This is a genomic window from Pseudotabrizicola sediminis, assembly GCF_004745575.1.
GTDB classification, from domain to species: Bacteria; Pseudomonadota; Alphaproteobacteria; order Rhodobacterales; family Rhodobacteraceae; genus Pseudotabrizicola; species Pseudotabrizicola sediminis.
The window spans coordinates 403,825-426,444 of the sequence record NZ_RPEM01000003.1; the positions used below are offsets into that span (position 1 = coordinate 403,825).

Below are 22,620 nucleotides of genomic sequence, written 5' to 3' on the forward strand. Positions count from 1 at the left end.
ATCCCGATGACAGATGCCCAGACTGATGCCGCAACCGACCGACCGAACATCCTGATCATCATGGTGGACCAGCTGACCGGCACCCTGTTCCCGGATGGCCCGGCCGATTTTCTGCACACACCGCATCTGCGCAGATTGGCACAGCATTCGCTGCGGTTCCAGAACTGCTATACTGCCTCGCCGCTCTGCGCGCCCGCGCGGGCGTCGTTCATGTCGGGCCAGCTGCCCAGCCGCACCCGGGTCTATGACAACGCCGCCGAATTCGCCTCCGACATCCCGACCTACGCGCATCATCTGCGCCGGGCCGGATACTACACCGCCCTTTCGGGAAAGATGCACTTTGTCGGCCCCGACCAGATGCACGGGTTCGAGGATAGGCTGACCACCGACATCTACCCCGCCGATTTCGGCTGGACGCCGGACTACCGCAAACCGGGCGAACGCATCGACTGGTGGTACCACAACCTTGGCTCGATCACCGGCGCAGGCGTGGCCGAAATCACCAATCAGCTGGAATATGATGATGACGTGGCGTTTCAGGCGGTGCAGAAACTCTACGACCTGTCGCGCGGTGCCGACCCGCGCCCCTGGTGCCTTACGGTCAGCTTCACCCACCCGCACGACCCCTTCGTTGCCCGCCGCAAATACTGGGATCTTTATGAGGGTGCCCCCGAACTCACCCCCCCCGACCCGATCGCCTATGGTGATCAGGATGCCCACTCCCGCCGCCTGATGGATGCCTGCGACTGGCGTGCCTTTGACATCACGCCCGACCAGATCCGCCGCGCGCGGCAAGGCTATTTCGCCAACATCTCCTACATCGACGACAAGATCGGCGAAATCTTCGCCGTGCTGGAAGCCACAAGGCAAGACGTGGTGGTTGTCTTCCTGTCGGATCATGGCGAAATGCTCGGCGACCGCGGCCTCTGGTTCAAGATGAACTTCTTTGAGGGTGCCGCCCGCGTGCCCCTGATGATCTCCGCCCCCAACCTCGCGCCCGGCCTGATCACCGACCCGGTCTCCACCATCGACCTCACCCCCACCCTCGCCGCCCTCGCCGGCGTCAACATGGCCGAGGTGATGCCCTGGACCGACGGCGTCGACCTGACCCCGATGGCCAGCGGTGGCACTCGCCCGATGGTGGCCATGGAATACGCGGCCGAAGGCAGCATCACCCCCATGGTCGCGCTGCGCGAAGGGGCGTGGAAATACATCCACTGCCCCGCCGACCCGGACCAGCTCTTCGACCTCGCCGCCGACCCGGACGAGCGGGACAACCTCGCCACCGACCCGCGCGCTGCCCCGGTTCTGGCACATTTCCGCAAGGCCGCCGCCGCCCGCTGGGACCTGCCCCGCTTTGACGCCGCCGTTCGCGAAAGCCAGGCCCGCCGCTGGGTGGTATACGAGGCGCTGCGCAACGGCGCCTATTTCCCATGGGATTACCAACCCCTGCGCGCCGCCTCGGAACGCTACATGCGCAACCACATGGACCTCAACGTGCTTGAGGAAAACAAGCGCTTCCCCCGGGGAGAGTAGCGCAAGGCCCAAGGGCGGCTGCCTCCGGAGGAAGCGTTTGGAAAGCCGCACTGCCAAAGGTCTGATCCCTGTATCTGCTGCTTTCAAAAATGTTCCCGGCGGCGCCACAGCCGACAATGCCACGCCACGCCGAAAGTCCGGAGACCGTCCGCGGCTATCCATGGCAACGCCGCCGCGCGGGGGCTCGATGCCCCCCAAGGCGGCCCCCGGCGCAAGGTCCGCGCTACCGCGCATCCTCCAGCACCACCCCTGCCCCCCTCCACCCCATCAGGATCGCCGGCGCATTGGTGTTGCCGGCGATGATGTTGGGAAAGCTCGACGCATCAATCACCCGCAGCCCCGCCACCCCGCGCACCCGCAGCCTTGCGTCCAGCACGCTGGTCGCCGGGTCCGCGCCCATCCGGCAGGTGCAGGACGGGTGATAAACCGTGCCCGACCGCGCCCGGAAATCCGCGATCAGGTCTTCATCCGACGCAATCGCAGGGCCGGGCCGCAGTTCTTCCTTGATTAGCCGCGCCATTGCAGGCTGCGCCGCGATCTGGCGCAGGAACTTCACCGCCGCCAGCATCTCTTCAACGTCATGATTGGTGGCAAAGGCATTCGGCCTGATCACCGGATGCGCCAGCGGATCGGGGCTGGCCAGCCGGATCTCCCCGCGCGACGTGGGGCGGCAGTTTGACAGGCCCAGCGAAAGCCCCGACCACGGGTCGGGCGACAGGATCGGGCGCTCGCCATTGCGCGGAATCAGCGTGGAAAACGCCTGCATGTACAGTTGCATGTTGGGCCGCGACAGCGACGGATCGGTGCGGAAGAACCCGCCTGCATGGTTGATCGACTTGGCCAGCGGCCCGCGCCCGCCCAAAAGGTATTGCATCCCCGCCAGGGCCTTGCCCCACCAGGGGCGCAGCGCGTCGTTATAGGTCGGCACCCGCATCGACCAGGTGTAGTTGATCCCCTGATGGTCGCTCAGATGCGCGCCCACGTTCGGGTTGTCCACCAGCACCGGCAGGCCCATCCCCTGCAACAGCGCCCCCGGCCCGATGCCCGACAGTTGCAGCAACTGCGGGCTGTTGATCGCCCCGCCCGACAGGATCACCTCACCCCGCGCCCGAAACGTCTCCACCCGGCCAGCACGCCGAAGCTCCACCCCCACCGCGCGGCCCCCTTCAACGATCACCCGCGTCACCTGCGCATCGGTCACCACGCGCAGATTGGGCCGCCGCATCGCCGGGCGCAGAAAGGCCCGCGCGGTGGAATTGCGCCGCGCGCCCTTGATCGTCATCTGATAGACGCCCGCCCCTTCCTGCTCGGCCCCGTTGAAGTCGGCCACCTCGCGCAGCCCCGCCTGCCCGCAGGCCGCGATGTAATCGCCAACCAGCGGATGCAGCCCCTGCCGGTTGGCAGATATGAACAGCGGCCCGCCCTGCCCGCGCCAGTCGTCGGCCCCGGCCTCGGTATCCTCGATCTGACGGTAGGCACGCAGGCACTCATCCCAGCCCCAACCCGGTGCCACCCCCCCCCAGTCCTCATAATCCGCCCGGTGCCCCCGGATCCAGACCATCGCGTTGATCGACGATGACCCGCCCAGCATCTTGCCCCTTGGCCAATGGTCCCGGTTGCCCGCCAGCCCCGGATCGGCCTCGGCCTGGTACATCCAGTTCACCGCCGGGTCATAGAACAGCTTGCCATAGCCCAGGGGCATCTGCACATAAAACCGCCGGTCCGTCCCCCCGGCTTCGACCAGCGTTACCCGGTGCCTTCCGCAGGCACTCAGCCGGTCGGCCAGCACACAGCCTGCCGAGCCTGCGCCCACGATGATGTAATCGCTGTCTTCCATGCTGCCCCGGCTGCTGATCCAGCGGTCAGACTAATCCCGCCCCTGACAACCACTTGCGCAAATCCGACACCTCGTGTCGCGCTCCTGTCATGTCACGCGCGCTTGGGGCAATACTGCCCCCCCCCCGCGCGCGCCAGAGGTTCCGCCTCAGGGTTCAAAACGGAAGCGCGGCGCGTGGGTGACCGGAAAGGCCACCGACCGCGCGATGAAACACACACCCGGAATACGGTGGTGGATCGCCTCTGCCACCGCCACATCCGCGCCGGGTGCAAGGGTGATCACTGGCCGCAACTCTGCACTGACAAAGCGCCCCGCGCCACCCGGCCCGACCTTGCCCCAGCCCACCGGAGTATCCTCATACCCCGTCACCACGATCCCGGCCTCGGCGGCATAGTGCAGATACCAAAGCATATGACAGGCCGACAACGCCGACAGCAGCAGGTCCTCGGGGTTCATCCGCCCCGGATCGCCGCCCAGCAGCGGGTCGTTGGAACACGGCACCACCGGCTTGCCCGGCACCGCAATGTCCCACGTCCGGGCATAGCCCGTGTAGCTGCGTGTCCCCGCGCCGGTGTTGCCCGTCCAGACGATCCGACTGGTATACTCATGCACAGCCATCGCTCTGCCCCATCATCCATGCCCGGCCAGCGGCTTCACCGCCCCTTCCAGACCGGATCGCGCTTCTCGGCAAAGGCCCGCGCCCCCTCCAGCTGATCCTCCGAGGAATACAGCCGGTCCACCGTCGGCATCTGCCGCTTGGTCACCCGGTTCAGCGCGTCCTGAAACCGCATGTCCTCGGCCTCGCGCACCACTTCCTTGATCGCCGCATAAACCAGCGGCGGCCCGGATTCCAGCAGCCGCGCCAGATCCCATGCCTTGCCCAGCAGCGCCTCCGCCGTGCAGATTTCCTTCACGATCCCCCACCGAAGTGCCTCCTCCGCATCAAACCAACGCCCGGTCAGCAAAAGATCCATCGCTACGTGATAGGGAATGCGCTTGGGCAGCTTGATGCTGGCCGCATCCGCCACCGTGCCCGACCGGATCTCCGGCAGGGCAAAGGTCGCATGTTCCGCGCATAGGATCAGATCGCAAGACAAGGCCAGCTCCAGCCCGCCGCCACAGCATATGCCATTCACCGCCGCGATCACCGGCTTGTTCAGGTTCGGGAGTTCCTGCAACCCGCCAAAGCCGCCCACGCCGTAATCACCATCCACCGCATCGCCACCCGCCGCCGCCTTCAGATCCCATCCGGGGCAAAAGAACTTCTCCCCTTCCGCCCGCAAGATCGCCACGCGCAACCCGGCATCATCCCGAAAGGCGCGGAACACCTGCCCCATGATCCGGCTGGTGACCAGATCAATGGCATTGGCCTTGGGCCGGTCCAGCGTCACCTCCAGCACCGCGCCTTCCACCCGCGTCCTGATCGGGCCTTCGTTCAGCATCTCCATCGCCTATCCTTTCCGTATCAACGCATCGACCGCCACCGCCCCATCCGCAAACAGCAGCACCGGGTTCAGCTCGATTTCCTCATAACTGTCATCCGCCATCAGGTCGCACAGCCGCCCCACCAGATCGCACAGCGCCCCCACATCGGTTCGCACCCGCCCGCGATACCCGTCCAGCAGCGGCCAAAGCCGCAACCGCCGCAGCGCCGCAAGCAGCTCATCGCGGCTGGCGGGCAGCACCAGCGTCACCGTATCGGCCAACAGCTCCGCCGTCACCCCGCCCATGCCCAGCGTCAGCGCCACCCCATACACCGGGTCACGCCGCAGCCCCACCAGCACCTCGGCCACGGCCCCCACCGCCATCTCCTCCACCAGATAGCCCGCCGCCCCCGGCATCTGTGCCTGCCCGTCCAGCGAAGCCAGCCCCAGCCGCACCGCCCCGGCTTCGGTCTTGTGCGCAAACCCCAACCCCTTGAGCACCAGCGGGGCCTTCAACCCCGCCGCAAGCACCGCCACCTCCGCCAGCGTCGGGGCAGACATCCCCATGGGCACCGCCACCCCCGCCGCCCGCAGCAAAGCCTTCGCCGCCGCCTCGTCCAGCAACGGCACCTCCCGCGCGCACCGCGCCTCCAACGGCACCGCCGGTTCCACCGCCCAAACCCCCTGCGCCGCCCGGATCGCGCCCAGCGCCGCCTCCAGCCCCATCAAGGGCACCACGCCCTGCGCCATCAGCCGCTCGGCCAAAGCCTCGTCGAAATTCTCCGGCAAGGAGGCCACTGGAAACGCGGGCTTGCCCGTCGCCCGCGCCGCCGCCACAATCGCCTCCAACGCCGGTTCAAACGACGACGGATCACAGCGGTCCGGCCGTGGCGGATCAATGACGAACACCCCCGCGTCATACCCCGCCAGCATCGTGGTAAACACATCCGTGGTGCGCGGACCGTCGCCCCAGATGAAGGTGTGGTAATCCAGCGGATTGGCGATGGTCACGATCGGCCCCAGGATCTCTCCCAACCGCACCCTTTGCGCGTCAGACGGCAGCGGAAACGCCACCCCCGCCGCCGCGCCCAGATCCGCCACCAACCCCGCCTCGCCCCCCGAACAGGACAGCGAACACAGGCGCGGCCCCAGCCCGCGGCCATGGGTATGGAAGATCTTCAGCGTTTCCAACAACTCCGGCAAGGTCGCCACCTCTGCAATCCCCGCCTTGCGCAGATAGGCCGAAGACACCGCCGCCTCCCCGGCCAGCGAGGCGGTGTGTGACGCCGCCGCCACCCGGCTCAACTCGGTCTTGCCGGATTTCAGGCAGACAATCCCCTTGCCCACCCGCGCCGCCTCTGCCGCCAGCCGCGCCAGCGCGGGCGCATCGTCGATCCCCTCGACATACATGCCCAAGGCCGTCACCCGGTCATCCGCCAACAGCGCCCCGGCCAGTTCCGCCAACCCCACCTGCGCCGCATTGCCCAGACAGGCGACATAGGCCACCGGCAACCCGCGCGCCTGCATGGTCAGGTTGATCACGATGTTGGAGGACTGGCTGAGCAGCGCCACCCCCCGCTCCACCCGCCGCCCGCCATGCTGATCAGGCCACAACAACGCGCCGTCCAAGTAGTTGATCACCCCGTAACAATTCGGCCCCAGCACCGGCATCTCCCCCGCCGCCGCCACCAAGTCTGCCTGTAACCCGGCCTCTCCGGCCTCTTCCCAGCCGGACGCAAAACAGATCGCCCCGCCCGCGCCCATGGCAGCAAGCTCACGCACCACCCCAACCGTGGCATGTCGGTTCACCCCGATGAACGTGGCATCCGGCACGCCTGGCAAATCCGCCAGAGAGCGGAACGCCGGCACGCCTCCGACAGTGTCACGCGTGGGATGGACCGGCCAGACGGGCCCGGCAAACCCCATCTTCTCGCATTGGGCAATCACATTCCCAGCCCAGCCAGACCCGAGAACGGCAATCGAACGTGGACGAAGGAGGCGGGATAGCCGCGTCATGGCCTGCGTCGCCCGGTGGGGCAAATCCCGGGGCTCTGCCCCGGCCCCAGGGATATTTTTGAACAGATGAATGAAAAGAGCGCACTTGACAAACGAGGTCGCCCTGCCCCGAACCAACGAGGCAGGGAAACTTCATCAGTTACCGTCATCGGGGTCCCCCCTGTTCGGCAAGATCAGCATCGGGTGACATGGTTAAGATTCCATTTCATCTGTTCACAAATATCCCGGGGTCCGGGGCAGAGCCCCGGGGTCGGACTGCGACGCGCCCATTCAAGTCTGTCNGGTCGGACTGCGACGCGCCCATTCAAGTCTGTCTCAACCACCCTGCGCCCGCAGCAATTCGCGGCTGATGATGTGCCGCTGGATCTCCGATGTGCCTTCCCAGATCCGCTCCACACGCGCGTCGCGCCAGATGCGTTCCAGCGGCAGCTCGTCCATCAGCCCCATGCCGCCGTGGATCTGGATCGCCTCATCCGCAATCATCGCCAGAACTTCGCTGGCTTTCAGCTTGGCCATGCTCATATCGGCTTCGGTCACAGACCCTTCGTCGCATTTCCACGCCGCTTCCCAGGTCAGCAGTTCCGCCGCTTTCAACTCCATCGCCATATCGGCCAGCTTGAAGCTCACGCCCTGGAATTTGCCGATGGACTGCCCGAACTGGTGGCGCTCTGCGGCATAGGCGATGGCGAGGTGCAGCGCCCGGTCGGCGCGGCCAAGGCAGGTGCTGGCCACTTGCAGGCGGGTGGCGCCGAGCCAGGTGTTGGCGACCTCAAACCCCTTGTGCGCCTCCCCAAGCACGTTTTCGGCGGGCACACGACAGTCATCAAACTCCAGCACGGCGTTGGTGTAGCCCCGGTGCGACACGTTGCGATAGCCGTCGCGCACGGTGAAGCCCTTGGTGCCCTTGTCGACGAAGAACGCGGTGATCTTCTTCTTGGGGCCCCGCGGCGTGTCCTCCTCCCCGGTCGCCATGAAGGCGATGGTGAAGCCCGCCAAATCGGCATGGCTGATGAAATGCTTGGTGCCGTTCAGCACCCAGTCGCCACCCTCCTGCCGGGCCGATGCCTTCATGCCGCGCAGGTCCGACCCGGCACCCGGTTCGGTCATCGCCAGACAATCCCAGGTTTCTCCACGGATACAGGGCATCAGGTAGCGTTCGCGCTGTTCCGGCGTGCCCGCCAGCAGGATGTTCGACGGGCGCGCAACACAGGTCCAGTGCAGCGCGTAATTCGCCCGGCCCAGCTCGCGTTCATACAGCAGCCAGGACAGGGTATCGAGGCCCGCCCCACCCACCTCCTCCGGCATGTTGGCGGCATAAAGCCCGGCGGCGATGGCTTTGCCCTGAATCTCGCGGATCAGCTCCAGCGGCAGGTGGTCCGATCGTTCCACCGCCAGCTCATGCGGGTAAAGTTCCGCCTCCACGAAGGCGCGGGTGGCGTCGATGATCATGCGCTGCTCACTGGTCAGGCCAAAGTGCATCACGTGGTCCTTTGCCCGACATGGCGGCCTGCCGCTTCGGGGCGGGGCAGCGTGGCATGGGCCTGCGCAATCGGCAGCAGGCGGTCGAGGATCGCTTGCGGCGCAGCGCAGGTCTTACCCTTGCCCATATCAACATGCAGCAGCATCTGTTCCAGCGTTGCCACCGGCGCGCCGTCCCGCAGGATGCGGATGAAGATATGCAGGCGCTTTTCATCCGCCGCCAGCACCTGCACGGTCCCGGTTAGCGCGTCACCCAGTTTGGCCTCACCCGCATGCATGATATGCGTCTCGGCGGTGTAATAGCTGAACCCTGTGCCGACGTAGGCGATATCGGCGCCGATGTGGCGCAAAAACGCGTCGGAGGTCTCAGACGCCGCGAACAGATAGCGGCTTTCGGTCATGTGGCCGTTGTAGTCGATCCAGCCCGGCAGCACCGTCATCCGCGCCGTCACCATGGGCCCCTCGCCCACCACCGGCGCAAAGGCTGCCGCCCTGCGCCGCGCATCATGGTCCAGAAGCACCTTGCCCGCGCCCCAGTTGCGCTCTTTCAGCACGCGCAGAAAACCGATCAGGTTCTGGTCGCGGATGCGTTCCAGCTCGCGGATGGTGTACGCCCCCGATTGCGCATCGGACTGCCCGGCGATCAGATCGACCAACTCATCAGTGAACTCCGGCACATCGGTCAGCTTCGTCCATGGCCACTGAAGGCAAGGCCCGAACTGTGCCATGAAATGCTTCATCCCGGCCTCGCCACCCGCCACCCGGTAGGTCTCGAACAACCCCATCTGGCCCCAGCGCAGGCCAAAGCCCATGCGGATCGCCTCGTCGATCTCCTCCGTCGTCGCCACCCCGTCCTTGACCAGCCACAGCGCCTCGCGCCAAACCGCTTCCAGAAAGCGGTCGGCAATATGGGCGTCAATTTCCTTGCGGACATGCAAGGGGAACATGCCGATCTCGCGCAGCGTCTCTTTCACCCGCTCGATCAGCCCCGGGTCCGACGCGGGCGATGGTACCACCTCGGCCAGCGGCAAGAGGTAAACCGGGTTGAACGGATGCGCCACGAAGATCACCGCCGGATTGGCAGCATTCTGCTGCAATTCCGAAGGCTTGAAGCCAGATGTTGAACTGCCGATCGGCGTCGTGTTCGCTACCTGCTGGATTTGTGCAAAAACCCGGTGCTTCAGGTCAAGCCGCTCGCTGACCGATTCCTGGATATACTCTGCCCCTTCGACCGCCTCGGTGATCGTGCCAGCAAACACCAGCCGTCCCTCAGCCGGCATCGGCCCGTCCGACAGCGCAGGCAATGCCGCGCGTGCGTTGGCCAGCACCTCGCCCACCTTGCGCGGAGCCTCGGGGTCGGGGTCGAACACCGCCACATCCCAGCCGTTGAGCAGGAACCGCGCCGCCCAGCCGCCGCCGATCACCCCGCCGCCAATGATTGCCGCCTTGCGCGCCATACCTCACCCCGTTTCCTGTGAAAGCCCCCACGATGGGGGCCGCCGTCAGCGCTGATCCGTCCGCTGCAACGCCGCCTCGTCATAGCCGTTCTTGCGGAACACCCCCGCCGCCCAGCGCCGCTCCGCTTCCGTCACATGCCGGTCCCGGTGCAGCATCCAGCCCGCCAGCCGCGTTGGCGTGCCAACCAGCAGCGTGCGCCCGTCCCGACTTTGGCCGATCACCCAGTAATCCCCGGCAAAGGGCACCCCACCCAGTTTCACCTTGAACTGCCCCGGTCCCACCGGGGCCGCAGTCCCGCTGATCTGCACGATCTGGCCCCCTTTACGGCAACGGTTGACCACGCTCAGGCCACCCTCGATCGCGCCATAGGTCGCGGTCGTGTGGCTGCACCCGTCCTGAAACGGTGCCGGAAAGCTCGCCACCTCGTACCACGTCCCCAGCAACCGTTCGGGCGCGATGTCCAGCAGATACATCGGTGCCGCGGCATAGCGCGGCGATGGCGTATGCGGGTCGCACCCCGCCAAAGCCAACACAGACAGCAGAAGAAGTCGCTTCATAGCGGGGCCCTTTTCTCCAGTTTCAGCCGCGCCCGCACCTCGGCGGGGGTGATCACCCGCGCGCCCATGTTCTCGATGATCGTGGCCGCGCGCTCGACCAGCTGAGCATTGGTCGCCAGAACCCCTTTGTCGAGCCAAAGGTTGTCCTCCAGCCCCACCCGCACATTGCCGCCGCCAAGAACCGATGCCGCCACATAGCCCATCTGGTGCCGCCCCAGCGCGAATGCCGACCAGTGCCAACCGCTCGGCACATTGTTCACCATCGCCATGAATGTGTTGAGATCATCGGGAGCCCCCCACGGCACACCCATGCACAGCTGCACCAGCACCGGTTCCGGGATCACGCCTTCGCGCTCCAGCTCCTTGGCCAGCCACAGATGCCCGGTGTCGAACGCCTCGATCTCGATCCGCACGCCCGCCGCTGTCATCCGCTTCGCCATATCGCGCAGCATGCCCGGCGTGTTGACCATCACATAATCGGCCTCGTTGAAATTCATCGTGCCGCAATCCAGCGTGCAGATCTCGGGCCGGCACGCCACCACATGCGCGACCCGCTCCGCCGCGCCCGCCATATCGGAGCGCGGGCCGATCCGGCCCATATCCTCGGTGCCCTCGAAATAGATGTCGCCGCCCATGCCTGCGGTCAGGTTCAGCACCACATCCTCACCCGCATCGCGAATGCGCTCCGTCACCTCGCGGTAGAGTGCAAGCGCGCGCGACGGTTTGCCGGTCTCCGGGTCGCGCACATGGCAGTGCACCACGGCAGCGCCCGCCTTGGCGGCGTCAATAGCCGAGTCCGCAATCTGCTTTGGGCTGCGCGGCACATGCGGGCTGCGGTCTTGCGTGCCGCCCGATCCGGTCACGGCACAGGTGATGAAAACCTCGCGGTTCATGGTCAGCGGCATGGCATTCCCCTTTTGCTCCCACCAGCTTAACGCGCTTGCCAGACCGCGCTTGGCATTTTACGAAATAACGATGACGGAAAATGCCCTCTTTTCACCGACGCAGCAGCCGCTGGACCTCGCCGTGCTGGTCCTGCCGCATTGCTCGATACTGGAGGTGGCCTCCGTTCTCGACCCGCTGCGCGCCGCCAACCGCCATCTGGGGCGCGAGGCGTTCCACTTCCGTATCGTCACCCCCGATGGCCAGCCCGCGCCGCTGACCTGCGGCATCGAACTGCCCGCCTCAGGCCCCTTGGCCGCTGCAAAGGGGGCAACGCTGCTGATGGTCATCGCAGGCTATCGTCTGGCCGAGGTCGCGACCCGCCCGCTGATCCGCGACCTACGCCGGATGGCGCATGGCTTCACCGCCATCGGCGGGGTGGACGCCGGGCCATGGGTGCTGGCCCGCGCCGGACTGCTCGATGGCCACCGCGCCACTGTGCATTGGGAAGATCTGGAGGATCTGGCCCACCTACACCCGCAAGTCACGGTCTGCCCCGACCGCTACGTGATCGACCGCAGCCGCCTGACCGCAGGCGGTGCCGCCCCCGCCTATGACCTGATGCTGCACCTGATCCGCGCCCACCACGGCGCAGGCGTGGCGCGTCAGGTCGCACAAAGTTTCCTGCAACCGCCCCGCCCCGGCCACGCCGCCCAGATCGCCCCGCCCCCCGGCCCGCTGACTGCCGACCCAAGCCTCGATCCGCGCGTCGCCCGGGTGCTGGCAAGGATGGAGGCGAGCCTTGACGCGCCGGAGCCAATGGCGACCCTTGCCGCGCATGTCGGCCTGTCCGCCCGCCGGTTGGAAAGCCTGTTCCGCGACAGCCTCGGCACCACCCCCGGCGCCCATGCCCTGACCCTACGCCTTGCCGCCGCGCGCCGGATGCTGACCGACACCCCACACCCCATGGCCGAGATCGCCCTGCGCTGCGGCTTTTCAAGCCCCGCCACCCTGTCCCGCGCCTTTCGCCGGGCCTTCGGCCAGCCCCCGGCGTCGCTCCGGCGGCACCGGGCAAAAGGGACGGCGGGTCCTGTCACCCAAAGGTTAACAGATCATGAAGATGACCAAGTCAACCCATTGATTTCATGTGAGTCTACCATCTGTAACACAGGGGAAAAGCGCAAGACATCTCACACTTCCTCCAGCAACCCCCGCCCTTTCAGCAAAGCCTCCACCCCCGGCATCTTGCCCCGGAACTGAAGGTACAGATCCTCCGCCGCCTCCGACCCGCCCGCCGACAGGATGAACTTTTCCAGCCGTGCCGCGGTGGCCGGGTCAAACGCATCCCCCGTCTCCTCGAACGCAGCGAAAGCGTCGGCGTCCATCACCTCGGACCACATGTAGGAATAATAGCCCGAGGAATAGCCGTCACCCGTGAAGATATGGGCGAAATGGGGCGTCGCGTGCCGCATCCGTATCGCCCGGGGCATGCCCAACCCCTCCAGCACCTCGGCCTGCTTCTGCATCGGATCGGCCGGGGCCGGGCCTTCATGGAATGCCAGATCCACCAGAGCGGAGGCCACGAATTCCACCGTCGAAAACCCCTGATCATAGGTGCTGGCCGCCAGCAGCCGTTTCAGCATCTCGGCCGGCATCGGCTCACCGGTCTGCCAGTGGCGGGCGTGCTGTTCCAGCACGGCAGGCACCTCCAGCCAATGCTCATAAAGCTGGCTCGGCAGTTCCACGAAATCGCGCGCCACCGACGTGCCCGAGATGAAGCCATAGGTCACATCCGACAGCATCTGATGCAGGGCATGGCCGAATTCATGGAACAAGGTGCGCGCATCATCATAAGACAGCAGCGCCGGGTCACCCTTGGCAAAGTTGCAGACATTCACGACAATCGGCCGCACCGCGCCGCCCAGCTTGCGCTGCGACCGCATCGCCGAACACCATGCCCCCGACCGTTTTGACCCGCGCGCGAAGTAATCCCCAAGGAACACCGCCACATGCGCGCCGTTGCGGGTGACTTCCCAGCCGCGCACCTCCGGGTGGTAGAACGGTCCTTCGATCTCACGGAACTCCAGCCCGAACAGCCGGTTGGCGCAGTCGAACTGCGCCGCCAGCATGGCATCAAGCGACAGATAGGGTTTCAGCGCGGCCTCATCCAGATCATGCTCGGCCCGGCGGCGTTTCTCGCTGTAATAGCGCCAGTCCCACGGCTCCAGCGGCCCCGCAATCCCATCGGCGTGCAGCATCGCCTCCAGCACCGCCGCGTCCTCCTCGGCCTTGGCCCGCGCAGGCTGCCAGACCCGCATCAGCAGGTCGCGCACCGCAGCCGGGGTCTTCGCCATCTCGGGTTCCAGCTTGTAATCGGCAAAGCTGGCGTAGCCCAAGAGCTGCGCGCGTTCCTGCCGCAGCGCCAGAATTTCGGCGGCTATGACCCGGTTGTCATGGGCATTGCCATTTGCCCCGCGCGCACCCCACGCCTCATAGGCCCGCTGGCGCAGCGCGCGGTGGGGCGAGAACTGCAGGAACGGCACGATAAGGCTGCGGTTCAGCGTCACCACGGGCCCGCCAGCGTCACGCTCTGTCCCGGCAGAGCGGGCACTTGTCACGACAAACTCTGGCAGACCTTCCAGATCGGCCTCGTCCAGCGTCATGAACCAGTCGCGCTCATCGGCCAGCAGGTTCTGGCTGAACTGGGTGCCCAGCACCGCCAGCCGCGATTTCACCGCCGTTAGCCGCTCTGCCGCCTCGCCCTCCAGCTGCGCGCCCGAGCGCACGAACATCTGGCGATACAGCGTCAGCACCCGCAGCTGTTCCGGCGTCAGACCAAGACCCTCGCGGCCTTGCCACAGCGTCTCGATCCGCGCGAACAGCGCCTTGTTGTTCGACACCTCGGACGAAAACGCGCTCATCTTCGGGGCCAGATCGCGCATCAGCGCCTCGCGCGCGTCGTTCGAATCCGCGCCCGACAGGTTGTAGAACACCCCCGCCACCCGGTCCAAGGCACCCTCGGCCAGTTCCAGCGCGTCGATCACATTGGCGAAGGTGGGATCCTCGGCACTGCCCGCGATGGCCGCAATATTGGCCCGCGCCTCTGCCAGCGCGGCATCGAAGGCGGGCGCAAAATCTTCATCCCGGATCTGATCGAACGGGGGCAGACCGAAGGGCGTGGTCCAGTCTTGGGCGAAAATCGTCATGGGGAGTCTCCTTTGCCTGTAGAGCTAGGCACGCGGAGGGCAAAGGTCCACACCCGATGGTCTTGCTGCTTGCCAAATACCACCGAAGCGCCTCTTCCGGTGACCCTAGCGAAACCGGTCCAGTAGCTTCTGCATCGGACTGCGGGTGTCCGGGGCCTCTGCCACCGGCACCGGCTTTTCGGTCTGCTTCTCCGCCGGCTTTTCGGCAGCTTTTTCAAACTTCCCCTCGGGCCGTGCTTTGTCCGAAGACCGGGGCGGGGCCACACGCAAGGCAACCGCGTTGAGGAGCTTCGGCCCGTCCCCCGCCGCCAGATGCGCCGCGCCGTCAGACAGCCCGCGCAAAAGGTCGTCCAGCCAGTCCTGATCGGCCTTGGCAAAATCATGCAGCACGTAAGCCGCCACCGCATCCTTGTGCCCCGGATGGCCGATGCCCAGCCGCACCCGGCCATAGCCCTCCCCCAACATGCCACTGATCGAGCGCAAGCCGTTGTGCCCGGCATGCCCGCCGCCTTGTTTGATCCGGCATTTGCCGGGGGCAAGGTCCAGCTCGTCGTGGAACACCGTGATGTCGGCCAGCGCCAGCTTGTAGAACGCCATCGCCGCCTGCACCGACTGCCCCGACAGGTTCATGAAGGTGCCGGGCTTGAGCAGCAGCACCTTCTCCTCCCCCAGCCGGCCCTCGGCCACCTCCCCCTTGAACGCCGGTTTCCACGGGCCAAAGCCATGGTCCGCTGCAATCCGGTCCACCGCCGTGAATCCGATGTTGTGCCGGTTGCCCGCATATTTCGCGCCCGGATTGCCAAGGCCGACAAAGAGTTTCATCAGGGTCTCCTTTGGTGTCTTCCTTGACGAAGCCGGACCGGCACGTCAAGCACCCGGGACGGTGGCGGTGGGCATCCGCGCCTATGGCGGGCTTCGGATCATGGCCGCAGGCCGACAGCCTGACGCAAAACTATTTCCAACAGAAAAGGCGCGGCAGGTCTACCCGCCGCGCCCCAACCTATTGCGATCATCTGGCCCAAAGGCCCGACATCACTCTTCCGCAGCGTCTTCCGCGTTGTCTTCCGACCGCAGGCCTGATGGGGCTGCGATATTGGCAATCACGAAGTTCCGCTTGATCGTTGCCGTCACACCTTCGGGCAGGGTCACGTCTTCGATGTGGATCACATCGCCGATGTTCTTGCCGGTCAGGTCGACCGTGATGTGATCGGGGATATCGCCCGCGGTCACTTCCAGTTCGACTTCCTGGCGCACCACGGTCAGCGTGCCGCCGCGCTTGAGACCCGGGGCCTTGTCCTGATTTTCAAAGTTCACGTGAATGAACAGATTGATCCGCGACGTGCGACGCAGGCGCATCAGGTCGACGTGGGTCGGAAGATCCTTCACCACATCGCGCTGCACACCGCGGCAGATCACGCGGACGTCTTCCTGACCTTCAACTTTCAGGTTGAACAGCGTCGAAAGGAAACGTCCCTTGCGCAGTTTGGTCAGAAGGTAGTTGTATTTGATGTTGATCGGTTGCGGGTCTACACCACCACCGTAAACAATACCGGGCACGAGTTGCTCACGACGAGCTTGACGGGCGGCCCCCTTGCCTGTCCCCATCCGTGCCTCGGCGATCAGATCAGGGATCTCACCAGCCATTGCAGTTCTCCATATAAATAAGTCCACCGCCCTCCAAGGGTGCGCGGCGCGACCGGTGGGCTATAGCGGGGAATCAACGCGGGGGAAAGCGCAAATCGCCGCCCCCACCCGGCGTGTCGCCACCAAACCCCGCGCGGTCGCCCGCAGGATGGTGCGCCAGAAGCGAGCCTGCTAAACGCGGCGGACAGATAGCGGAGTTCCCCCATGATCCATCTCGTGACCGTCGCGCGCGCGCCGATTGCGGCTTTCGCCGCCATGGGGGTGGTCTGGGGCACATTTGCGGCCGCCCTGCCGGATATAAAGACCATGCTGGCAGTGGACGAAACGCAGCTTGGCTTGCTGTTGTTGTTCACCCCGCTGGCGGCTGTTACGGCCATGCTGCTGGCCCCGGCTTTTGGTGCCACGATGGGGCGAATGGCATTGCCCTTGGCAGCGGTGGTCATGGGCCTTGGCATCGCGTTGCCGGGGCAAAGTGCCGGCCTTGTGCTGTTTCCCCTGTTCATGATGGTCTGCGGCGCGGGCACCGGCCTGACCGATGTGCTGATGAACGCCCGCGTGGCCGAGCTGGAAAACACCCGCAAGATCCACCTGATGAACCTGTGCCACGCCGCCTACAGCTTTGGCTATGCCGGGGCGGCCATCGGCACCGGGGTGATGCGCGGTGCCGAATGGAGCCCGGCTTGGGTGCTGGGCACCATGGCGCTGGTGGCGGGCGGACTGGCCCTGACGACATGGGAGCGTGACGGCCAGATCGACGGGCTGCGCAGGCCAAAGGGGCCGGGGGCCGCCGCCTTGGGCTGGCTGCCGGTGATCGGCGGCGGCGTGGTGCTGATCGCCTTCATGACCGAAAATGCGGCCGAGGCGTGGTCGGCCCTGCACATTGAACAGACACTGGGCGGCAGCCCGGAGCAGGGCGCGCTGGGGCCGGCGGCGCTTGCGCTGACCATGGGGTTTGCGCGGCTGGCGGGGCAAGGGCTTGTATCACGGCTCAACCCCTACCGGCTGCTGACCGGGGGGGCGGTGATCGCGTCCATCGGTGCCTTGGGCGCGGCGGCGGCGCAAACGCCCATGATGGCCTATGCCGGGTTCATCGTGATGGGCCTTGGCGCGTCGGTCATCGCGCCCACTGCGTTCTCACTGGTCGGCAGGCTGGCGCGGCCCGAGGCGCGTGCGCGCGCGGTCGCTCGCGCCACGCTGTTTGGCTACTTCGGCTACTTCTTCGGCCCGCCGATGCTGGGGTTCATCGCAGGCAGTTTCGGCCTGCGCATGGCCTTTGTGTTCGCCGCCGGATTGTTGGTCATGGTGCTGATCCTGTCGCCGCTGATGGCGCGGCAACAGCGCTGATTATTCCCAACCGTCCGAAAACTCCTTGGGGATCAGCAGGTTGTGGCGGCCAAGGTCATGCACGTCACGCTCACCACACAGCGCCATGGTGGTGTCCAGCTCTTTGCGGATCACCTCCAGCGCCTTTGTGACGCCTGCCTCTCCCATCGCGCCCAGCCCATAGATATAGCTGCGCCCGATCATCGTGCCCTTGGCCCCCATCGCCAAGGCTTTCAGCACATCCTGACCCGAGCGGATGCCGGAATCCATCCAGACCTCCACCCGATCCCCCACGGCATCGACAATCCGCGGCAGCATGCGGATGGAACTGACCGCCCCATCCAGCTGCCGCCCGCCATGGTTGGACACGATGATCGCATCGGCCCCGAAATCGGCAGCCTTGCGGGCGTCATCCTCATCCAGAATGCCCTTGATGATGAACTTGCCGCCCCATTGGTCGCGGATGCGGGCGATCTTGGTCCAGTCCAGTTGCGGGTCGAACTGGTCGGAAATCCAGCTCATCAGGCTGGATGTATCGCCCACGCCTTTGACATGGCCGACGATATTGCCGAACTGACGGCGCTTGGTGCCCAGCATTTCCAAACCCCACCCCCATTTGGTGGCAAGGTCCAGAAGCACAGGCAGCGTCAGTTTCGGCGGCGCAGACAGGCCGTTTTTCAGATCCTTGTGCCGCTGGCCAAGGATCTGCAGATCCAGCGTCAGCACAAGCGCCGAACATTTGGCATCTTTGGCCCGCTGGATGATGCGGTCAACGAAATCCTCGTCCTGCATGACATAGAGCTGAAACCAGAACGGATCGGGGCTATTGGCCGCCACATCCTCGATGGAACAGATCGACATGGTGGACAGCGTGAAAGGCACCCCGAACTTTGCCGCCGCGCGCGCCGATTTGATCTCGCCATCCGCCGCCTGCATCCCGGTCAGGCCAACGGGCGCCAGCGCCACCGGCATGGTCACCGGAAACCCTGCCATGGTGCTGGCCACGTTGCGGCCCAGCATGTCCACCGCCACCTTCTGGCGCAGCTTGAGCAGGGAGAAATCCGAGGTATTTTCGCGGAAGGTCTGCTCGGTATAGCTGCCCGATTCCGCGTAATCGTAGAACATCTTCGGCGTGCGGCGTTTGTGCATGCGCTTGAGATCGTCGATACAGGTAATCACTGGCATCATCCGCCCCTCTGATGTGGTCAATCCGCATTACCAATTGACGCCGTTCCGCGCAATTGCAAAGGCAAGCGTGTCAAAGGTTGTTTCCCCCTGGCGCGCGATGCGCTAGCACTCGGCGCAAACAGGAGACCACCATGACAGCATCGGTATTCATTGACGGCGAAGCGGGCACCACCGGGTTGCAGATCCGTGACCGGCTGCTGGCGCGCGGTGATATTACGCTGGTGCAGGTCGACCCTGCCCGGCGCAAAGACCCACAGGCACGGCGTGAGGCGTTTGCCGCCGCCGAGGTTGCAATCTTGTGCCTGCCGGATGCGGCGGCGATAGAGGCGGTGGCGCTTTGCGACGGGCTGCCCACCCGGATCATCGACGCCAGCACAGCGTATCGGGTAGACCCGGACTGGGCTTACGGCTTTCCCGAACTGTCCGCCGCCAACCGGGCGCGGATGGCTTCCGCCGCACGGGTGTCAAACCCCGGCTGTTTCTCGACCGGGGCGATTGCCTTGCTGGCACCTTTGGTCGCGGCGGGGCTGATCGCACCGGATGCAGCGCTGACGATCAACGCGGTCTCGGGCTATTCGGGCGGCGGCAAGGCAATGATCGCCGAGTTCGACGCAGGCACAGCCGGGGCGCATTTCGTCTACGGGCTGGAGCACAAGCACAAGCATGTGCCCGAGATGATGGCCCATACCGGCCTGACGCGGCGGCCGATCTTCATTCCGGCAGTCGGGAATTATCATCAGGGGATGATCGTGCAGGTGCCGCTGCATCTGGCACCCGGCCAGACGGCGGCGGATCTGCAGGCGGCGCTTGCCGCGCATTATGAAGGCGGGGCCTTCGTGAAAGTGGTCGACGGCACCAGCCTGCTGCCACGCGTCAACCCCGAGCGGCTGAACGGGACCAATGTGATGGAACTGTCGGTCCATGCCGGGCTAGAGGATGACCGTGTGGTGCTGCTGGCCACGCTGGACAACCTTGGCAAAGGGGCCTCGGGGGCTGCCGTGCAGAACCTGAACCTGATGCTGGGGATGGACGAAGGGGCCGGGCTGTAACGCGCGGGCTGCCCTCTATGCCCGAGATGATCCGCAATGGCCCTGCGGAATTTCGGTCAGCGTCAGGTTCCGGCCAGTTAGGATGACCTGATCGCGCGCGACAATGATATCGCCTCTCGCATCGTGCCACCGCGAAGTGCTGCCAGATGATCGATCCGGATATTCCGACAGATCTGCGGCGTACCCGCTGCAAACAGCATTCTGAAGCGTGCTCCCTATGCCGCGTGCGCCCCCCCCGCCAGCGCCGCGACATTCGCCAGCACCTCGGCCACAGATTTCCCCGCGCCGATATCCTTCACAATCGCCGACCCCACCACGCAGCCATCAGCCACGCCAGCAATCGCCTGTGCCGCCTCTGGCGTGTTGATGCCGAAACCGACGATCACCGGCAGATCGGTCGATTGTTTGATCCGCGCCACCTCTGGCCCCACATCCGCCGCCTGTGCGGCGGCGGCCCCGGTGATGCCGGTGACCGAGACGTAATACACGAAACCGGAGGTGTTTTTCAGCACGGCGGGCAGGCGTTTGGCGTCGGTCGTCGGCGTCGCCAACCGGATGAAATTCAGCCCGGCAGCTTGGGCAGGAATGCAAAGCTCGGAATCCTCCTCGGGCGGCAGGTCGACCACGATCAGCCCGTCGATGCCAGTGGCCACCGCATCAGCCAGAAAACGGTCCACCCCCCGCGCATAGATCGGGTTGTAATAGCCCATCAGCACGATGGGCGTCACCGCATCAGCTGCGCGGAAGTCGCGCACCATATCCAGCACCTGATCCATCTTCATGTGGTGGTCCAGCGCGCGCTGACCCGCCAGCTGGATGGTGGGGCCATCGGCCATCGGGTCGGTAAAGGGCATGCCAAGCTCGATGATATCGACCCCTGCCCCCGGCAAACCCTTCATCACAGCCAGCGAGGTGTCCACATCAGGATCACCCGCCATGATATAGGCGACGAAGCCTTTTTTCCCCTGCGAGCGCAGGCGTGCGAAGGTATCGTCGATTCTGGTCATGTTCTGGCCCCATCCCTTATGTTCTTTAGCGGTTTGCACGGGCGGACGCAGAAAATCAATGGGGCGCAAGGCGGGCACCGGGATTGATCCTGCGGCCCATCGCGCATAAGAGCCTGTCAACCGCCGGATGGAGAATATCATGGGTTTCAAGATGGGTATCGTGGGTCTGCCGAATGTCGGCAAATCGACCCTGTTCAACGCGCTGACCCGGACGGCGGCGGCGCAGGCCGCGAACTTTCCGTTCTGCACGATCGAGCCGAATGTGGGCGAGGTGGCGGTGCCCGATGACCGGCTGGACAAGCTGGCCGCGATTGCCGGGTCAAAGCAGATCATCCCCACCCGGATGACCTTTGTCGATATCGCGGGCCTCGTGCGCGGTGCCTCGAAGGGTGAGGGGTTGGGCAACCAGTTCCTCGCCAATATCCGCGAATGCGATGCGATTGCCCATGTGCTGCGCTGTTTTGAAGATGGCGACATCACCCATGTCGAAGGGCGCATCGACCCAGTGGCCGATGCCGAGACCATCGAAACCGAGCTGATGCTGGCCGATCTGGAAAGCATCGAACGGCGGCGCGCCAACCTTGCCCGCAAGATGAAGGGCGGCGACAAGGAAAGTGCCGATCAGGACCGGTTGCTTGCCATGGCGCAGAAGGTGCTGGAAGAGGGCAAACCGGCCCGCACCATTGCGGTGGCGGACGATGACCTGCGCGCCTGGCGGCTGCTGCAGCTGCTGACCTCAAAGCCGGTGCTTTATGTCTGCAACGTCGAGGAGGCCTCGGCGGCCTCTGGCAACAGCCAGTCGGCCCGCGTGGCCGAGATGGCCAAGGCCCAAGGCGCGGGCACAGTGGTGATTTCCGCCCGGATCGAGGAAGAGATCAGCCAGCTGCCCGAGGATGAGGCGGCAATGTTCCTGGAAGAAATGGGGCTGGCCGAGGCGGGCTTGGACCGGCTGATCCGCGCAGGCTACGAATTGCTGGAATTGCAGACCTATTTCACCGTGGGGCCGAAAGAGGCCCGCGCCTGGACCATCCTGAAAGGCACGTTGGCCCCGCAGGCGGCAGGCGTGATCCATGGCGATTTCGAGAAAGGCTTCATCCGGGCCGAAACCATTGCCTATGCCGACTACATCGCCGGCAAGGGCGAGCCAGGCGCGAAAGAGGCCGGCAAGTTCCGGGTGGAAGGCAAGACCTACGAGGTCAAAGACGGCGACGTGCTGCACTTTTTGTTCAGCGGTTAAGGGCAACGTTTAAGAAGTTTCCTTGGCGTGCTTCACCCCGCTGTGTGCAAGCGAACCCGCAGGTTGTGCCATCGGTCACAGAACGCACCGACCCGCTGCGCGGTTTCGGAGCCGGGGTTTAGCACAAAGAAGGTCCGTGGGCTGCAGGCTGACGCCCGGACTGCAAGCCCGGGCAAACCGATCTGTTGCAGCCAGTGATCGACTTCTGCATCGTGACCGCCGCGTCGGCGTGTATTGTGGTGGTAAATCACAGCGCATCGACCCTGCGCCAATGCTCTGACCTCTTCCAGTGGCATCTGCTTGCCAAATCTCGCACTACCTTTTCGTGCGTCACTGTCATCCACAATACCATAGTCAGGGTCGGCAAAGACGAGATTACAGGCAGAGAGCTTTATCAGAACCCGTGAAAACCACTCGCTGCGCCAATTGCGCCGCAGACGGTTAGGAACAGCGCTGGTGTCAAGACTTTCGTCCGAAGAACTTGAGCTTTGCAGTACCGGAAGCAGTGACGCAATCGAGCGGACGTCCTTTACCACTGCCCGGAGGTGATGAAAGAGTTCCGGTTCAAGTGATGCAAACCGGTGCGGCTGTTCAAGGTAAGAAAAGTGGCGACCGTCTTTATTGTGATCTTCATCAGGAAAACGATACCATGCCACTCCGAGTTGCTTTCCGGGCGACAGTGCGCGCAACAGGCCGAGCTTTACAAAGTCACCTATATCACCTGAATAGCGATCTTGGGGTAATCCCCCCCGAAATTAAGGGGCTGCATAAGTAGAA

Annotated in this window: 19 protein-coding genes; 5 read left to right on the forward strand and 14 right to left on the reverse strand. The window is 65.0% G+C overall.

Annotation, left to right across the window (positions count from 1 at the left end; all coding sequences use genetic code 11):
- Window positions 1-6: 6 nt before the first annotated feature.
- Window positions 7-1,536 carry a choline-sulfatase gene (betC, locus tag EEB11_RS06860; RefSeq protein WP_135429667.1) on the forward strand — a complete coding sequence of 510 codons (1,530 nt, stop codon included), beginning with the start codon at window positions 7-9 and terminating at the stop codon, window positions 1,534-1,536.
- Between the two features lie 223 nt (window positions 1,537-1,759).
- Here betC and EEB11_RS06865 read toward each other — a convergent pair whose 3' ends face one another.
- The 8 genes from EEB11_RS06865 to bcoG all read right to left on the reverse strand — a co-directional run bounded on the left by EEB11_RS06865 (window position 1,760) and on the right by bcoG (window position 11,212).
- Window positions 1,760-3,373, reverse strand: a complete 1,614-nt coding sequence (locus EEB11_RS06865) for a GMC family oxidoreductase (protein ID WP_135429668.1) — start codon at window positions 3,371-3,373, stop codon at window positions 1,760-1,762.
- A gap of 147 nt (window positions 3,374-3,520) precedes the next feature.
- A complete protein-coding gene (locus EEB11_RS06870) occupies window positions 3,521-3,991 on the reverse strand; it encodes an OsmC family protein (protein WP_135429669.1) in 471 nt (156 codons plus the stop codon).
- A 35-nt stretch (window positions 3,992-4,026) separates the two neighbouring features.
- Window positions 4,027-4,821 carry a carnitinyl-CoA dehydratase gene (locus tag EEB11_RS06875; protein WP_135429670.1) on the reverse strand — a complete coding sequence of 265 codons (795 nt, stop codon included), beginning with the start codon at window positions 4,819-4,821 and terminating at the stop codon, window positions 4,027-4,029.
- 3 nt (window positions 4,822-4,824) lie between these two features.
- Window positions 4,825-6,813, reverse strand: coding sequence for an acetate--CoA ligase family protein (locus EEB11_RS06880; RefSeq protein ID WP_135429671.1), 1,989 nt, complete (start codon window positions 6,811-6,813; stop codon window positions 4,825-4,827).
- A gap of 315 nt (window positions 6,814-7,128) precedes the next feature.
- The gene (locus tag EEB11_RS06885) at window positions 7,129-8,292 is read right to left on the reverse strand and encodes an acyl-CoA dehydrogenase family protein (RefSeq protein WP_135429672.1); all 1,164 of its coding nucleotides are present in this window, start codon (window positions 8,290-8,292) and stop codon (window positions 7,129-7,131) included.
- Window positions 8,292-9,749, reverse strand: a complete 1,458-nt coding sequence (locus EEB11_RS06890) for a carnitine 3-dehydrogenase (RefSeq protein WP_135429673.1) — start codon at window positions 9,747-9,749, stop codon at window positions 8,292-8,294. The genes EEB11_RS06885 and EEB11_RS06890 overlap by 1 nt, the downstream gene beginning before the upstream one ends.
- 45 nt (window positions 9,750-9,794) lie before the next feature.
- Window positions 9,795-10,307, reverse strand: coding sequence for a lipocalin family protein (locus EEB11_RS06895; protein WP_135429674.1), 513 nt, complete (start codon window positions 10,305-10,307; stop codon window positions 9,795-9,797).
- Complete coding sequence (gene bcoG, locus EEB11_RS06900; protein ID WP_135429675.1) at window positions 10,304-11,212, reverse strand: 3-dehydrocarnitine:acetyl-CoA trimethylamine transferase BcoG; 909 nt, start codon at window positions 11,210-11,212, stop codon at window positions 10,304-10,306. Before bcoG ends, EEB11_RS06895 begins: the two co-directional genes overlap by 4 nt.
- 70 nt (window positions 11,213-11,282) lie before the next feature.
- Here bcoG and EEB11_RS06905 point away from each other — a divergent pair, with 70 nt between their 5' ends.
- A complete protein-coding gene (locus EEB11_RS06905; RefSeq protein WP_135429676.1) occupies window positions 11,283-12,449 on the forward strand; it encodes a GlxA family transcriptional regulator in 1,167 nt (388 codons plus the stop codon).
- On the opposite strand, the gene EEB11_RS06910 is transcribed toward EEB11_RS06905, so the two are convergent.
- The 3 genes from EEB11_RS06910 to EEB11_RS06920 form a co-directional block, all read right to left on the reverse strand.
- A complete protein-coding gene (locus EEB11_RS06910) occupies window positions 12,380-14,395 on the reverse strand; it encodes a M3 family metallopeptidase (RefSeq protein ID WP_135429677.1) in 2,016 nt (671 codons plus the stop codon). The genes EEB11_RS06905 and EEB11_RS06910 overlap by 70 nt on opposite strands.
- Before the next feature lie 105 nt (window positions 14,396-14,500).
- Window positions 14,501-15,217 (reverse strand): aminoacyl-tRNA hydrolase, encoded by a 717-nt coding sequence (pth, locus tag EEB11_RS06915; protein ID WP_135429678.1) that lies wholly within the window; start codon window positions 15,215-15,217, stop codon window positions 14,501-14,503.
- 210 nt (window positions 15,218-15,427) lie between these two features.
- On the reverse strand, window positions 15,428-16,039 hold the full coding sequence (locus EEB11_RS06920) for a 50S ribosomal protein L25/general stress protein Ctc (protein WP_135429679.1): 612 nt from the start codon (window positions 16,037-16,039) through the stop codon (window positions 15,428-15,430).
- Window positions 16,040-16,243: 204 nt separating this feature from the next.
- On the opposite strand from EEB11_RS06920, the gene EEB11_RS06925 reads away from it, so the two are divergent.
- Window positions 16,244-17,383 carry an MFS transporter gene (locus EEB11_RS06925; protein ID WP_135429680.1) on the forward strand — a complete coding sequence of 380 codons (1,140 nt, stop codon included), beginning with the start codon at window positions 16,244-16,246 and terminating at the stop codon, window positions 17,381-17,383.
- On the opposite strand, the gene EEB11_RS06930 is transcribed toward EEB11_RS06925, so the two are convergent.
- Window positions 17,384-18,547, reverse strand: a complete 1,164-nt coding sequence (locus EEB11_RS06930; RefSeq protein WP_135429714.1) for an alpha-hydroxy acid oxidase — start codon at window positions 18,545-18,547, stop codon at window positions 17,384-17,386. It abuts the gene before it with no gap.
- Window positions 18,548-18,681: 134 nt separating this feature from the next.
- On the opposite strand from EEB11_RS06930, the gene argC reads away from it, so the two are divergent.
- Complete coding sequence (argC, locus tag EEB11_RS06935; protein WP_135429681.1) at window positions 18,682-19,599, forward strand: N-acetyl-gamma-glutamyl-phosphate reductase; 918 nt, start codon at window positions 18,682-18,684, stop codon at window positions 19,597-19,599.
- A gap of 215 nt (window positions 19,600-19,814) precedes the next feature.
- Here argC and trpA read toward each other — a convergent pair whose 3' ends face one another.
- Window positions 19,815-20,606, reverse strand: coding sequence for a tryptophan synthase subunit alpha (gene trpA, locus EEB11_RS06940; RefSeq protein WP_135429682.1), 792 nt, complete (start codon window positions 20,604-20,606; stop codon window positions 19,815-19,817).
- Between the two features lie 139 nt (window positions 20,607-20,745).
- Here trpA and ychF point away from each other — a divergent pair, with 139 nt between their 5' ends.
- The gene (gene ychF / locus EEB11_RS06945) at window positions 20,746-21,843 is read left to right on the forward strand and encodes a redox-regulated ATPase YchF (protein ID WP_135429683.1); all 1,098 of its coding nucleotides are present in this window, start codon (window positions 20,746-20,748) and stop codon (window positions 21,841-21,843) included.
- A gap of 32 nt (window positions 21,844-21,875) precedes the next feature.
- On the opposite strand, the gene EEB11_RS06950 is transcribed toward ychF, so the two are convergent.
- Window positions 21,876-22,532 (reverse strand): hypothetical protein, encoded by a 657-nt coding sequence (locus EEB11_RS06950; RefSeq protein WP_167852675.1) that lies wholly within the window; start codon window positions 22,530-22,532, stop codon window positions 21,876-21,878.
- Window positions 22,533-22,620 lie beyond the last annotated feature (88 nt).